This is a genomic window from Arthrobacter zhaoxinii, assembly GCF_024385505.1.
In the GTDB taxonomy this organism is placed as follows: Bacteria; Actinomycetota; Actinomycetes; order Actinomycetales; family Micrococcaceae; genus Arthrobacter_B; species Arthrobacter_B zhaoxinii.
Map to the genome: position 1 here is coordinate 43,157 of NZ_JANFLT010000001.1, position 14,517 is coordinate 57,673.

13 protein-coding genes are annotated in these 14,517 nt (G+C 68.5%); 7 read left to right on the forward strand and 6 right to left on the reverse strand.

The genetic code is table 11. From position 1 onward, the window contains the following. The first annotated feature begins 2 nt into the window (after nt 1-2). Entirely contained in the window at nt 3-458 is a 456-nt protein-coding gene (locus NNX37_RS00190) for a MarR family winged helix-turn-helix transcriptional regulator (RefSeq protein WP_255789874.1), read from the forward strand. Between the two features lie 8 nt (nt 459-466). On the opposite strand, the gene NNX37_RS00195 is transcribed toward NNX37_RS00190, so the two are convergent. Beyond that, on the reverse strand, nt 467-943 hold the full coding sequence (locus NNX37_RS00195; RefSeq protein ID WP_255789875.1) for an Lrp/AsnC family transcriptional regulator: 477 nt from the start codon (nt 941-943) through the stop codon (nt 467-469). A 185-nt stretch (nt 944-1,128) separates the two neighbouring features. Here NNX37_RS00195 and NNX37_RS00200 point away from each other — a divergent pair, with 185 nt between their 5' ends. The 6 genes from NNX37_RS00200 (at nt 1,129) to NNX37_RS00225 (ending at nt 7,072) form a co-directional block, all read left to right on the forward strand. Beyond that, the gene (locus tag NNX37_RS00200; RefSeq protein WP_255789876.1) at nt 1,129-2,556 is read left to right on the forward strand and encodes an amino acid permease; all 1,428 of its coding nucleotides are present in this window, start codon (nt 1,129-1,131) and stop codon (nt 2,554-2,556) included. Between the two features lie 142 nt (nt 2,557-2,698). After that, nucleotides 2,699-3,718, forward strand: a complete 1,020-nt coding sequence (locus NNX37_RS00205) for a thiamine pyrophosphate-dependent enzyme (protein ID WP_255789878.1) — start codon at nt 2,699-2,701, stop codon at nt 3,716-3,718. 133 nt (nt 3,719-3,851) lie between these two features. After that, the gene (locus NNX37_RS00210; RefSeq protein ID WP_255790883.1) at nt 3,852-4,817 is read left to right on the forward strand and encodes an alpha-ketoacid dehydrogenase subunit beta; all 966 of its coding nucleotides are present in this window, start codon (nt 3,852-3,854) and stop codon (nt 4,815-4,817) included. Then, nucleotides 4,810-5,139, forward strand: a complete 330-nt coding sequence (locus tag NNX37_RS00215; protein ID WP_227918229.1) for a biotin/lipoyl-containing protein — start codon at nt 4,810-4,812, stop codon at nt 5,137-5,139. The genes NNX37_RS00210 and NNX37_RS00215 overlap by 8 nt, the downstream gene beginning before the upstream one ends. A 3-nt stretch (nt 5,140-5,142) precedes the next feature. Beyond that, nucleotides 5,143-5,961 carry an alpha/beta fold hydrolase gene (locus tag NNX37_RS00220; RefSeq protein ID WP_255789879.1) on the forward strand — a complete coding sequence of 273 codons (819 nt, stop codon included), beginning with the start codon at nt 5,143-5,145 and terminating at the stop codon, nt 5,959-5,961. 151 nt (nt 5,962-6,112) lie between these two features. Continuing rightward, nucleotides 6,113-7,072: a serine/threonine-protein kinase gene (locus NNX37_RS00225; protein ID WP_255789882.1), complete on the forward strand. Its 960-nt coding sequence runs from the start codon at nt 6,113-6,115 to the stop codon at nt 7,070-7,072. A 67-nt stretch (nt 7,073-7,139) separates the two neighbouring features. On the opposite strand, the gene NNX37_RS00230 is transcribed toward NNX37_RS00225, so the two are convergent. The 5 genes from NNX37_RS00230 to NNX37_RS00250 all read right to left on the reverse strand — a co-directional run bounded on the left by NNX37_RS00230 (nt 7,140) and on the right by NNX37_RS00250 (nt 14,217). Continuing rightward, nucleotides 7,140-7,310: a hypothetical protein gene (locus NNX37_RS00230; protein WP_255789884.1), complete on the reverse strand. Its 171-nt coding sequence runs from the start codon at nt 7,308-7,310 to the stop codon at nt 7,140-7,142. Between the two features lie 126 nt (nt 7,311-7,436). Continuing rightward, a complete protein-coding gene (locus tag NNX37_RS00235; protein WP_255789886.1) occupies nt 7,437-8,771 on the reverse strand; it encodes an MFS transporter in 1,335 nt (444 codons plus the stop codon). Between the two features lie 114 nt (nt 8,772-8,885). Beyond that, a complete protein-coding gene (locus NNX37_RS00240) occupies nt 8,886-11,945 on the reverse strand; it encodes an AAA family ATPase (RefSeq protein ID WP_255789904.1) in 3,060 nt (1,019 codons plus the stop codon). Then, nucleotides 11,942-13,105: an exonuclease SbcCD subunit D gene (locus NNX37_RS00245; protein ID WP_255789906.1), complete on the reverse strand. Its 1,164-nt coding sequence runs from the start codon at nt 13,103-13,105 to the stop codon at nt 11,942-11,944. The genes NNX37_RS00240 and NNX37_RS00245 overlap by 4 nt, the downstream gene beginning before the upstream one ends. A gap of 98 nt (nt 13,106-13,203) precedes the next feature. Further along, complete coding sequence (locus NNX37_RS00250; protein ID WP_255789915.1) at nt 13,204-14,217, reverse strand: MIP/aquaporin family protein; 1,014 nt, start codon at nt 14,215-14,217, stop codon at nt 13,204-13,206. Nucleotides 14,218-14,517 lie beyond the last annotated feature (300 nt).

Here is a 14,517-nt window from a genome sequence, read left to right on the forward strand (position 1 = left end):
CAATGCACTCAACGAATGACGCCACGGCGAAACAGGCAGCGGAAGCGTGGGAATCGCTGTTCCGCGTCCAGGTAGGCGTTATGCGTCGGCTGCAGCGGGATCCGGAGTTCCGGGACCTGACCATGCGGGAGTACGACGTCCTGTTCAACCTGACGCGCTGCCCCGGCGGCTGGATCCGGCTCAATGAGCTCAACGAACACCTGCTCATCAGCCAGCCCAGCCTGAGCCGGATGGTGGACCGGCTCCAGGCCCGCGGCCTGGTGCAGCGCCGGCCCGCCGAGAACGACCAGCGAGGTGTTGAACTCTCACTGACCGAGGAGGGACGGGCGGTCCAGCGCCGCCTGGGCCGCATCCACGTGCGCGGGATCCATGAGCTGCTGACCCCGGCCCTGGACAGCGCGGAACTGGAACAGCTGAAGGAACTGACGGACAAGGTCCTGGCCAGCCTGGAGGACTAAGCCGCAGCTCACATCCCGGTGTCCGCGGCAGCCAGCAGCAGCGGCAGCATCCGTCCCTGGAAATGCGTGTTCAGCACAATCACGGATGAGGTCCGCAGGACGGTGTTGGTGAAGACAATGGCGTCGATGACCCGCTGCAGATCCGAATTGGACCGCGCTGCCACCCGGGCCAGCAGGTCGCTCTCTCCCGAGACGGTGTGGACCTCCTGGATTTCCGGAATGCGGGACAGCGCTGCGACCACCGCGTCGTGGCCGGTGTCCTGGCGGATGGTGAGCGAGCAGTACGCCACGACGTCGTACCCCAGGGCCTCGGCGTCGATCCGCGGACCCCATCCGGCAATCACTCCGGTCTCCTGCATCCGGTCCAGGCGTGCCTGCACGGTGGCCCGGGCAACGGACAGCCGGCGCGAGGCCTCCAGCACCGACATCCGGGGGTTGTCGGTGAACAGGGTGACAATACGGGCGTCCAGCGCGTCGGTGGGCATGGGGTCCTTTCAGGGGACTAAGCACAGGCAGTGTACAAATTGTAGAGCCAACGGTGCAGCCGGCCGGAACCGGGCACACACAAACGGCCTTAAGATGGAATCCGGTATACAGTTCCGCGGCGGCTTCTCTGCCAGCCGGCGGCTGTACAGCCAGCCAATCCGTTCGTTCTAAGGCCCCTCCCGCTATGCCCAGTTCCGCCCGCCCGTCCAGCACTGATACTGCACTTCCGGCCGGGGAACCGTCCGGCGCGAAGAAGATGCAGCCCAGGCACCTCGTCCTGATGAGCCTGGGCAGTGCCATCGGCACCGGCCTCTTCGTAGGCTCCGGCGAAGGCATCGCGGCGGCCGGACCCGCGGTGCTGATTTCCTTCCTGATCGCCGGAACCATGGTGATCCTCATCATGCGCATGATGGGAGAAATGGCGGCGGCCGACCCCAGCAGCGGCGCGTTTTCCGTGTATGCGGAGAAAGCCCTGGGGCGCACGGCCGGCACCACGGTCGGCTGGATGTGGTGGTTCCAGATAGTCATCGTCATTGCCGCCGAAGCCACGGCGGCCGCGGCCATCGTGGCCTCCCTGGTTCCCGGCGTCGAGCAGTGGATGCTGGCGCTGGCGTTCATCATCGTGTTCACCGGGGTCAACCTGGCCGGAGCTGCCAGCCTGGGCGAATTCGAGTACTGGTTCGCCATCCTGAAGGTCGCGGCCATCATCATCTTCCTGGGCGTCGGCGTCGCCTTCGTGGCCGGCCTGCTTCCCGGCGTCGAGTCCCCCGGCACCTCCAACCTCTTCCACAACGGCGGCTTTATGCCCAACGGACTGACCGGCGTGGCCTCCGGACTGCTGCTGGTGGTGTTCGCCTTCGGCGGCACCGAGATCATCACCATCGCCGCCGCGGACACCGAGGAGCCGTCCAAGAACATTGCCGGGGCCATCAACTCGGTGATCTGGCGGATCCTGGTCTTCTACATCGGTTCGGTCCTGGTGATGGTCACCGTCCTGCCCTGGGACAGCGAAGCACTCAGCACCGGGCCGTTCGTGGCCGTCCTGCACGCAGCGCAGGTGCCCGGCGCGGACACCGTCATGGCGGTGGTCATTGTCATCGCCCTGCTGTCCGCCATGAACGCCAACCTGTACGGCGCCTCCCGGATGATCTACTCCCTGGCCGAGCGCGGCCGGGCACCGGGGGCCCTGGGCCGGCTGGGCTCCGGCGGAGTGCCGAGGCGGGCGGTGCTGGCCTCCGTGGTGTTCGGCTTCATTGCCGTGGTGCTGAACTACCTCTACCCCGACACCGTGCTGATGATCCTGCTCAACACGGTCGGCTCCACCTGCCTGGTGGTCTGGGGCATTTCCATCGTTTCGCAGATCATCCTGCGGCGGCGCGCGGAGGCCGCCGGCGTCGAACTCACGTTCAAGATGTGGGCCTTCCCCTGGCTCTCCTACTTCGCGCTGGCGCTGCTGGCGGGCATCGTGGTCCTCGGGTTCTTCGACCCCGACGTCCGCGTCCAGCTGCTGGCGACGGCGGCCCTCAGCACCGTACTGGTGCTGCTGGCCTGGTCCTTCGAGCGGCGCACCGCCGCCAAGGGGCGTGCAGCGTCCGGCACACTGGCCGAATAGGCATACCGGGTCCCGGCCGGACCCTTCCCCGGATGCGCAAACTGCATAGCAGAGAGTGTGGATGACCGACACATTTGCACAGAATGTGTCATGTTCTGCACGCTGTTTGCCCACTGTGGCGTGAAGCACTAAATTGCGGACTATGGACAATAATCTGCAATCTGCGGCCCTGCCGGCGGAGGAACTCCGGGAGCTGTACCGCCTGGTCACCGCCGTCCGGCAGCTGGACCTCGCCGCGATCGCCTGGCAGCGCCAGGGCATCATCCCCGGTTACGCCCCGGAACTGGGCCAGGAGGCCGCCCAGGTGGGCAGCGCCTTCGCCATGGATCCCGAGCACGACTTCGTTTTCCCCACCTACCGGGAAATGGGCGTGGCACTGACCATGGGCGTGGACATGACCGCCTACATGTCCACCCACAAGGCCAGCTGGCACGGCGGCCTCTACAACCCGGTGCAGACCCGGCTCGCACCCATCCAGGCAGTGGTCGGTGGGTCCGTGCTGCACGCCGTCGGCTGGGCGCACGGACAGACCCTCGCCGGGAACCCCGGCGTGGCCCTGACCTACTTCGGCGACGGCGCCAGCTCCCAGGGCGACGTCCATGAGGCCATGAACTTCGCCGGAGTCCTGAAGGCGCCGGTCATCTTCTTCGTCCAGAACAACGGCTGGGCCATCTCGCTGCCCACCGAGGCCCAGGTGGCCGGCGGCACCGTCGCCGCCCGCGCAGCCGGGTACGGCATCAAGGCCATCACGGTCGACGGCAACGACGCCGCCGCCGTCGTCCAGGCCACCCGCGAAGCCGCCGCGCACGCCCGGTCCGGACACGGACCGGTGCTGATCGAGGCCATGACCTACCGCCGCGGCCCGCACTCCACCAGCGATGATCCCGGCAGGTACCGCAGCCTGGCGGAGGAACGCCGGGACGAGGGCGCAGACCCCGTCCGGCTGCTGGCGGACCGGCTGCTCGCCGACGGGATAGCCGACGCCGCGTTCCTGGACTCCGCGCTGCAGGACGCCAACGCCAACGCAGACCGTATCCGCGAGGGGGTTCTGGCGCTCGGCCCGCGCCCCGGATCCGAAATGTTCGACTTCGTTTTTGCCGAGCCCACCGACGCACTTCAAGCCCAGGCACGCGCCTGGCGGGAGGAATCCGAACATGTCTAAGCAGCTCAGCGACGCCGTGGCGTCCTCCGATCTGGAAGCGGCTGCCCGGAACACCGGCGAAACCGCCGCGCAGGAACAGTCCGCGGCGGTTTTGTCCCCGGCGACGGGCGAAGGCCGGGTGGAAAACCTCTCGATGCAGGGTGCCCTGAACCGTGCCCTGGCCGAAACCCTGGCGGAGGATCCCCGGGCGGTGGTCCTTGGCGAGGACGTGGGGCGCCTCGGCGGCGTCTTCCGCATCACGGACGGCCTGCAGCAGCGCTTCGGCGCCGACCGCGTCTTCGATACCCCGCTGGCGGAATCCGGCATCCTTGGGATGTCCGTGGGGCTGGCCATGGCCGGGTTCCGTCCGATCCCCGAGGTGCAGTTTGACGGCTTCGCCTACCCCGCCGTGAACCAGATTGTCACCCAGCTGGCCCGGATGAACTACCGCAGCCGCGGCACCATGCCCATGCCGGTCACCCTGCGCGTACCGAGCTTCGGCGGCATCCGCGCCCCCGAGCACCACGGGGAGTCGCTGGAGGCGCTGTTCGCGCACGTGCCGGGCCTGAAAGTGGTTTCCCCGTCCAGCCCGCACGAGGCCTACCACCTGCTGAAACACGCCGTAGCCGTTCCGGATCCGGTGATCTTCATGGAACCGAAGTCCCGCTACTGGCAGAAGGGCGATGTGTTCCTGGACGACGCCGGCCCCCTGCAGGGTGCCAAGGTGGTCCGTCCGGGCAGGCACGTCACGCTGGTGGCGTGGGGTGCCATGGTGGCCCGCTGCCTGCAGGTGGCCGAGCTGGCCGCTGAGGACGGCATCGAGGTGGAGGTCCTGGACCTGCGCTGGCTCAAGCCGATCGACGCCGAGGGCCTGGCTGCCTCCGTGGCCCGGACCCGGCGCGCCGTCGTCGTCCATGAAGCGCCGCTGACCTCCGGTCTCGGCGCCGAAGTGGCCGCCCTGATCACGGAGCGCTGCTTCGATACCCTGCGCGCTCCGGTTGGGCGGGTCACGGGATTCGACGTACCGTATCCCTCAGGCGACCTTGAAGATGAATACATCCCGAACATCGACCGCATCCTGTTCGGGATCCAGCGAGTATTGGAGTACCGGCGTGGCTGAAATCCCCTTCCCCCTTCCCGACCTCGGCGAAGGCCTGATCGAAGCCACCGTGCTGGAGTGGCTGGTGTCCGTGGGCGACCAGGTGGAACGCAACCAGCCGCTGGTCGAGGTGGAAACCACCAAATCAGCGGTGGAGCTGCCCTCCCCGCAGGCCGGACGCGTGGCCCGCACCTACGGCGAGCCGGGTGAAACCATCAACGTGGGTGAACCGCTCATCGTCTTCGAGGTTCCGGACAACACCGCCGGCATCGTGGGCACCGTGCCGCAGGAGGCTCCGGCACGCCGCCGGGTCCGCCTGACCGCTGCACTGGACGAGGACTAAACAGTGGCCGACTACGGCTCCCTGGTGGAGGGCACCGATCCGCGCCTGCAGGTCGAGGTGACCGATCCCGACGGCGGAACGGGCGCCGCGGCGGGCGCCGGAGCGCTGCGCCCGGTGCTACTGCTGCACGGCTTTGCCTCCAGCTCGCAGCTGAACTGGCACGATTCGGGCTGGATCACGGCGCTGACCGCCGCCGGCCGCCGGGTCATCGCCGTGGACCTGCCCGGCCACGGCGGCAGTGCCGCCCCGGCGGACCGCGGCTCCTACCGCCCCAGCCGCATCCGCGCGGACCTGCTGCAGGTCCTCCAGGACGCCGGCGTCGTTCCGCTTGCCGACGGCGACCCGGCCAGCGGCCTGGACATTGTGGGGTACTCCCTCGGTTCCCGCCTCGCCTGGGAATTCGGGGCGACCCAGCCCGAGCTCGTGCACCGCATGGTGCTGGGAGGGCCCGGAAGCGGGGACCCGCTGGCGGAGTTCGACCTGGACGCCGCCCGGGAGGCAGCTGCGGGCGGGGCACCCGTGGAGGACCCGCGCACCGCCGAACTGCTGCGGATGGCACAGCTGGTCCCCGGAAATGACCTGGCCGCCCTGTTCCGGATGATCGAAGCCATCAAGGAGGAGCCCTTCTCCCCCGCAGCTGCGGTTCCGGCCATGCCGCTGCTCCTGGTGGCCGGAGACCGGGACGACTTGGCGGTGACGGCACCGGATCTGGCGGCCCTGAGCGGGCAGGCCGAGCTCCTCTCGCTGCCGGCCCGCACCCACACCAACGCCGTGACGTCGCGGGCGTTCAAGACCGCTGCCGTGGAATTCCTGGGCCGGTAGCCCTCCCTGCACGGGTTACAGCTTCATCACAGAGCCGGACTGTCCCGCCGACACGCATCTGCGCGGGCTACGATGGAAGGGTCGGCGGGCTAGCAATCAGCCTGCTGATTGTTTCGGCTTGAGATCATTTACCCCCCAAGGGAGGACACCCGTGGATGTACTCCTGGGCCACCGCTACCGCACCACCGAACTCATCGGATCCGGCGGTACTGCCGCGGTCTACCGGGCGGTGGATGAGAACCTTGGCCGGGAAGTAGCCGTCAAGCTTTTCAGCGTGGGGATCAGCGAGGACGACGAAGACCGCCGCCAGCAAACCGAGATGCAGCTGCTGGCTACGCTGAACCATCCCGGACTGGTCACCCTGCTGGATGCCGGTGTCACCGTGGACGACGAGGGACGCAGCTCCAGCTTCCTGGTGATGGAACTCGTGGACGGACCCGACCTGCGCGGGACGCTCAAGGAAGGTCCGCTCTCCTCCTCGGCAACGGCAGCACTGGGTGCCGACCTGGCGGACGCCCTGAACTACATCCACAGCAACGGGGTCATCCACCGCGATGTGAAACCCGCGAACATCCTGCTGTTCCCGCAGGAGGATATGGATACCCGCCTGTATCCGCGGCTCACGGACTTCGGGATTGCCCGGATGATGGAAGCCACCATGGCGACCGCCCACGGTGCCACCATCGGGACCGCGAATTACCTGAGCCCGGAACAGGCCCAGGGCTCCGCCGTGGATCCGCGCACCGATGTCTACTCCCTCGGCCTGGTGCTCCTGGAGTGCCTCACCGGGGAAAAGGCGTTCCCCGGACCGATCGTGGAATCGGCCGTGGCACGGCTGCTCCGCGACCCCGAGATTCCGGAGTGGGTCGGTGCCGACTGGACCGCCGTCCTGCGTGCCATGACCTCCCGCCTGGTGGACGCCCGCCCCGAGGCCCACGAAGCAGCGGTGGCGCTGCGCTCCCTGGCGTCCGAAGCGATGGTGCTGGACGGACCCGGCACCGCCCCGTCGTCGGACGCGTTTCCGGCCAATGACCCCGTCACCGGCGAAGGCGTCACCACGGGCAACATCTACATTCCGGCGCCGCCGCAGCACGCACCCAGCCTCGGCTAAGCAGGCATGGATTAACCAAAAAGGATCGGTCCCGCGGGACCGATCCTTTTTGTTAAGCCAGGGAAGGCTACTTGCCGTCGTCGGCCGCTTCATCCTCTTCGGGTTCAAAGTTCGAGGCTTCTTCGGTGCTCGCGGCAGCGATACCGTCCTCGCTCTGGGGGATGGTGCCTTCGGGGCCGCCCTGCGAACCTGTCTTCGACTGGTCCCCCTGGCCGGCTTCCTTTTCGGTATTTCCCATGGTGTATCTCCTTTGTCATGCTCTGGCCTGCTTATTCGATACTAGGCCAACCGTGGCCCAGCCAACACCTGCGAGCCGTTCCGGCTACCGTTGGCTCAGGCGGCCGGGGTTCAGGCGGCCGTTGGCTCAGGCGGCCGTCCGCTTCCGGGCGGCGCGGACCGCGAACAGGCTCAGCAGCAGCAGTGCTGCCGCCGAGGCGGCCGGAACGATGAAGGCGTGGCTGTAGCCGTAGGAGTCCGCCAGCCGGCCGGCGACGGAGGAACCCAGCGCCGTGCCGGTGACGACGCCGCTGGCCAGCATGGTCATCACGGTACCCATCAGTTCGCGCGGGGCCACAATGGCGCCGATGCCGAAAATGCTGACCATGGTCGGCCCCACGGGGAGGCCCAGGACCATCAGCACCACAACCATGGTGCCGATGCTGGAGGGCAGGAACAGGAGCAGGGTAAATGCCAGCATCGCCGCGGCGCACAGGACCCAGCGGCCGGCGGTGCCGAAACGCTCGGGCCAGAAGGCGACGGACAGGGCGGCAACGGCGGAACTCAAAGCCATGGCCGCGTAGATCAGGCCGGCGGACGTGGCCATGTCGAAGCTGCCGGCAAACGCCGTGAGACTGGTCTGCGTGGACCCGAAGAACGAGCCCATGGCCACCATGCCGAGCACCGGGACCATGATCAACAGCCACTGCGGACGTACCTGCGGGGCCGGTGCTTCCGGTACCGGAGCGCCCTGTACTGCTCCCTTGCGGGAGAGCTTCCGGCGGCGTGAGGTGGGGACAACGTGGTCCACAGTGTGGTGGACGGCAAAGGCGGTCACCATGCTCGCGGTCAGCACTGCCGCCAGCGCAAGCGGCAGCCAGGGGGCGACGGCGGCGGCAAGCAGACCCACGAGGGCCGGGCCGAGCACGAAGGTCAATTCGTCCGCGGTGCCTTCGTAGGCCAGGGCGGTGTCCATCTCGCGGCCCTGCGGACGGCGGGAGGTCATGGCCATCCAGCGGACTCGCGCCATGGGGCCGACCTGCGGGCAGGAAGCGCCCATGAACAGTGCGGCCGCAAGCATCCAGAACGGCGCGTCGGACGGGTCCAGGAGCGCCGCGGACAGGAGGAACAGGCCGATGGCGACGGGGTTCAGGACGGCGGTGCCCAGGAGAACCGGACGCTGTCCGATCCGGTCCGCCAGGTACCCGAGCAGCGGGGCACCGATCGCGGACCCGATGCCCACGCCGCCGGCGGCGAAGCCGCCCAGCGCGTAGGACCCGGAAACTTCGGTAATGAGGGTGAGCGCCCCGACCGTGAGCATGGCCAGGGGCAGCCGTGCGAGGAAGGCAATGGGGAAGAAGGATTTGCCGGCCAGCGCGAAGATCGCCTGGTAACGGCCGCCGGGACCCGGACTTTTCGCCGGGTCGGCAGGGATGGGATCAAGGCTTGGCGCCTGAGCGGGGGTGGAGGTGTCTTGGGTCATGGTGCGGTATCCAGGTACGTCGAACCGCACACCGTCCCCCCTCCCGGTGTGCCCGACCCTTGTTCGGAGTCGATTTTACCCACGCCGGGCCGGTGGACCTAACCGGTCAGCGCATCACCTGCTGAGGAGGTCCCCGGCGCTGTAGCGGACCGAGGAACCGTTGCGCCCCTTGATGATCTGGAGCTGCGCCGGGATCCGCTGTTTCATTTCCGCCACGTGGCTGACCAGCCCGACCACACGCCCGCCGTCGCGCAGGCCTTCCAGGGCATCCATAACCTCTTCCAGGGACTGCTCGTCAAGGCTGCCGAACCCTTCATCCACGAACAGCGTTTCAATGTTCACGCCGCCGGCCTCCTGCTGGACGACGTCGGCCAGGCCCAGGGCGAGGGCCAGCGACGCCATGAAGCTTTCCCCGCCGGAGAGGGTGGAGGTGTCCCGGCGCTGTCCGGTCCATTCGTCGGTGACGTGCAGGCCCAGTCCTGCCTTGCGGTTGCCGGACTTCGAATCACTGTGGACCAGGGCATACCGGCCGCCGGTCATGGCGGCGAGCCGCTCCGTGGCTGCCGCCGCGACCTGTTCCAGCCGGGCGGCCAGGACGTAGGTGCTCAGCGTCATCTTGTATTCGTTTTCACCTCCGCCGCGGGCAGTATCCGCAACCGACTGCAGCAGGTCCCGGCGGGCGCGCAGGGGCGCGGTGCGTTCGAGCGCCTCTTCCAGTTCGGCGGAGTATTCCGCGAGCCGGACGGCCGAGTCTTCGAGCAGGCGGACCAGCAGCCCCGCTTCCTCCTGGGCCCTGCGCGCCTCCGCTGCCTGCTCTGCGGCTTCTGCCACGTCTTCCTCGTTCGGCACTGCGAGCGGCTCCCCCGATGCATCTTCCGGATCCGCCGCAGACTGGGCTTCCCGGCGCACCAGCAGCCGGCGGCCCTGCTCTTCCCAGTCCGAGACCGCCTTGGCGTAGGCGTCGGCAGTGCCGGCATCCACCAAAGCGGCGGTGACCTCGGCAGCCGTGGCAAAGGACGTTCCGGCCAGTGCCGCATCCAGTTCCGCCCCCACGCGTTCCGACTCGTCGTCGGCCGCGGCTGCGGCACCGGCCGCTTCCCGTGCTGCAGCGGCAAGCTCCGCGAATGCGGTGAGGGACCGGACCCGTTCGCTGATGCTGTCAAACCCCTGCAACGCCGCGGCAATGCGGTCCGAGAGTTCTGCTGCCTGTTCCCGTGCCGCGGCGGCACGGGAATCCGCCTGTGCGGCGGAAATGAGCGCTTCGGAACGTGTGCTCTCCGCTGCTGCCAGCTCCGCCCCGATGTCGGCCAGTCGGCGTTCGGCCTCTGCCAGCGCCCGGACGGCGCCGCGGGCCTGCTCCAAATCGGCTCGGGCCGCATCCAGTTGTTCCTGCGCAGACTCAGGGTCTCCCGCTCCGCCGCGGGCACGAAGCGCCGCAGCTTCCTCGGCAGCTGTGCCGGCCAGGTGCCTTGCCTCGTCGTAGGCGGCCTCCGCCTTGGCCGCACGCTTCTTCGCTTCCTGCTCGGCCTCCCGGGTTGCCGGTGCCTCACCGTCCGGCAGCGCCGCCGGATGCGGGTGCTCCAGTCCCCCGCAGACCGGGCACGGCGCACCGTCTGCGAGTTCCTGGGCCAGCTCGGCAGCGGCCTGGTCCAGTCTTGCCTGCAGCAGGTCCTGCCACGCCTGGCGCAGGTCCTGGTAGTCCTGGCGGGCGTCCGCTGCGGCCTTGCCGGCAACCTCCGCGCGGGTGCTTGCGGCGGCGTAGCTGCTTATGGTTGCCACCAGCTCTTCGGCCGCGGACAGGGCGGTTTCGGCCCGGGTTTCCCCCTCCGCCAGGCGTGCCAGCCCGGCTGCTTCCCCGCCCAGCCCGGTCTCCTCCGCCCGCAGCGACGTCAGTGCCGTCACTGCCTCGGCGGCCTGCGCCCGGTACCCCTCGGCGGCTTCCATCTCCGCCGCGGCGCGGGTGAGCAGGGCGGAAGCGCGCTCCTCGTCTTCGAGGGCTGCACGGGCAGCCGCGAGGTCCGTACCGACCCGTGCCGGCAGGCCGTCCGGCAGTGCCTTTCCGGCGTCCGGGAGGACGTTGTAGGCCGGAGCGAGGGTATGGGCGGCCAGATCCTGCAGGGCATCGGCGGCTTCCGCCCGGCGGGTTGCCGCCCGCTGCGCGGCCGTCTCCGCCGTCCGGACGGTGCCTGCCAGCACGGACGCAGCGGCGTGGGTCTGAAGCGCTGCCCGCTGCGGTTCAATCTCCGCTTCAGCCCGGGCATGTTCGGCTTCCTCCCGGATCAGCTGCTGCAGCGCCAGCCCGCGGGCACGCCGGTGCTCGAACTCCTGCAGGTGCTTCTCGGCGCGTTCGCGTGCCGTCCGCAGTTCCGTGAGTTCCTTCCGGGCCGAAGCGCTGCGGAATTCCAGCTCCGCCCGGAACTGTTCAAGTTCCGCCTCTCCCTCATCGGGCCCGACGGCGCCGTCCCCGGCCCCGCTGCCGGCTGCCAATTCATCGCGGTAACGGCGGATTTCATCCCGTGCACGCAGCAGCACATGCTCGGACCGGGACTGCGCTGCCTCAAAGCGGTCCGTGGCTTCGACCAGCTCGGCCTTAAGCCGGCGTTCAATGTCTTCGAACCTGGAGGTGCCGAACAGCTGCTGCAGCAACTGCTCGCGGGAGGCCGCATCGGCACGCAGGAAAGCGGCAAAATCGCCCTGGGGCAGCATCACCACCTTGGTGAACTGCTCCCTGTTCATCCCGAGCAGTTCGGTGATTTCCGCGCCGGCTTCATCGTTGCGGGAAGACTTTTCCACCCATGCCCCGTCAACGAATTCCCGCAGCAGTGTCTTGGCCTGCTCGGTCACGGTGCTTTTCCCGCCGGCACGCTTGGCGGGGCGTTCCCACTGCGGGCTCCGGGCCACGTCAAAGCGCCGGACTCCTGAACTGAATTCCAGGACCACCTCGGGGGCGGTGTCCTGGTCGGCGTGGTCGCTGCGCAGCCGCCGTCCCTGCTGCCGGGCTCCCGGCACACTGCCGTAGAGGGCGAAGCAGATGGCGTCGAGCACGCTGGTCTTGCCGGCGCCCGTGGGTCCGTTCAGCAGGAAGAGCCCGTGGGCGCCGAGCTCGTCGAAGTCGATGGTCTGGCGGTCCGCGAAGGGGCCGAAAGCCTGCATTTCCAGGCGGTGGATTCTCACTTTGCTACCTCTGCTTGGCGGACCTTGTCCAGGATTTCGATGAAGAGGTCCTTTTCCTCATCCGCCGCGCTGCGTGACCGGACATGCTCGAGGAAACCGCAGCAGATGTCGAGGTCGTCGGTGGCCTTGGCCAGCCGCTGGCTGTAGGTCTGGGCGGGCCCCCGGGCGCCGCCCTCCGGGTCGAAAGCGAGCACCAGGGTGTCCGGGAACCTGGTCCGGAGCCGCTCCATGGCCTTGGCGGGCCGCTGGCTGTCGGTGAGGGTGACCTGGCAGTAGGCGTCCTGGGCATCGGTGAGCGCCGGGTCCGCCAGGAGGTCGTCGAGCTTGCCGCGCAGCACCGCCAGCCGGCGGGGGGCCGGCCAGGTGACCGGCTCCACGGACGCGAGGCCGCCGCCGTCGAACTCCAGCAGCCACCCGCCCTTCGCCTGCCGGGCTTCGGAGAACGAATACGGGAGCGGGGAACCGCTGTAGCGGACCGTGGTGCTGAGCTGCTGGCGGCCGTGCAGGTGGCCCAGGGCCGTGTAGGAAAACTGCTCGAACAGATCCAGCGGAACGGCGCCCAGGCCGCCTACGGCGAGGTCGCGTTCGCTGTCGCTGCTGATGCCTCCGCTGGCAAAGGTGTGCGCCATGACCACGGACGCAACCGGCTGGCCCGACTCCTCGCGGGCAAGGATGTCCGCGCGGATCCGCTGCAGGGCGGCGTCGGTGACGGTGAAGTGGCTGGGGGTTTGTACCCCCAGGTCCGCGGCGGCGAGCCTCGGCTCCAGGTACGGGATGCCGTAAACGGCCACCGGCCGGCCCTCGACGGGCAGGATCACCGGGCGGCCGATGTCCTCGTAGCGGGTGCGAAGATGCACGCCTGCGCGCTCAAACAATGCACTGCCGAAGCCCAGCCGCGCGGCGGAATCATGGTTGCCGCTGGACAGCACCACCACGGCGCCCGCCCCCGTGATACGCTCCAGCGCCGAATCCAGCAGGCGCACGGTGTCCACCGCCGGCAGCGCACGGTCATAGACATCGCCGGATATCAGTACGGCATCCACCCCCTGTTCGCGGACGGTGTCCACGAGCCGGTCGATGAAGTCCGCCTGGGCGTCGAGCATTCCCACGCCGTGGAAGGAGCGGCCCAGGTGCCAGTCTGAAGTGTGCAGTAAACGCATGTCTTAAAAAGTACAGGCCGGGTCCGACAGTTAACGGATCGGGGGCAGCGGCGCCTGCCGCTGCCCCCGTGGGGTGTTCGAACTTTATCCGGACTGCGCTACGGGCGGCTGCCCGGCGTGCCGTCCTCCGGACGCGTGGTACCGGTGCCGTTGGCGGGCTTGTCGAAGAAGCCGCGGGCTTCCTCGTCCACTACCGGCGCGGTGCTGCCGGCGCCGGAAACCGGCTTGGCGGATGCCGGCTTGGTAGCCGCCTCATCCCCGGCCGCGTGCGTGTCTTCCTCCACGGAGGAAGCTGCGTCACTGCGGTGGGAATCAATGGTCATGTCGACGCTGCGGAAGATGAGGCCGGCAATCACTGCGCCGAGCAGCGGTGCAACCCAGAACAGCCAGAGCTGCTCCAGAGCCCAGCCTTCGGAGAAGATGGCGACCGCGGTGGAACGGGCCGGGTTGATGCCGCCGTTGGTGACGGGGACAAGCACGGTCAGCAGGACCGCGTAGGTCACGCCCACGGCGAACGCGCCCTTGGCCGCGGAGGACCGGTGGGACTGTGCGGTTGCCCGGCGGGATGCTGCGCCCAGGAAGACGGCGGTCAGGAGGGCACCGGCAATGACCTCCATCAGCAGTGCGCTGGCAAGCGGGAAGCGGGTCGCCGAGTGCTCGCCGTAACCGTTGGCCGTAGCGCTCATGAACTCCCGTACCTGCTCACCAAGCTGGTCGTGGCCGGTGATGACCACCCAGAGGATCGCGACGCCGAGCACGGCGCCTACCAGCTGGGCCAGGATGTACGGCAGGACGAGCTTCCAGGCCGTGCGTCCGGCAACTGCGCTGCCGAGGGTGATGGCGGGGTTGAAGTGGCCGCCGGAAATGTAGCCGAACGCCACCATGGCCCCGGCAAGGACCAGGCCGAAGGCCAGCGGTGACGTGATGCCGCCGCCGGTGCTGTTGCCGAAGATCGCAATCCCGATGCCGCCGAAGAGCAGCAGGAAGGAGCCGATAGCCTCGGCTACCGTCCGTCCGACCAGCCCGTAGGTGTAGCCACCGTTTACAGGCGTCCGATCGCGGGCGGGCGCTGCGGCGCGGGCTCCGCTGAGTGGTGTGGACTCAGATGACATGAAAGAGGAATTCCTAACGTGTGGGTGGGCGGCACTGGATTCACGGCCGCCGGTAAAGAGCAGAAGCGGTACTGCGACATGGCCCGCACCGGAAGTGCCGGTGCCCGGGAGATGCGCGAACTCACTACAAACTACCCCACCGTGTCAGCGCAGCCTGTTAACTTCCTGAATTTGCCCTGTGTACCGCGTGGATGCCGGGTGCCGGGATTTCCGGCGGGAAGGCGTGTACCGGCTCCGCCCCGGACACAGCACACCATCCCACCAGGTGGTGCCCCTGTTGCTGGTGGGGTCCCAGAAAGA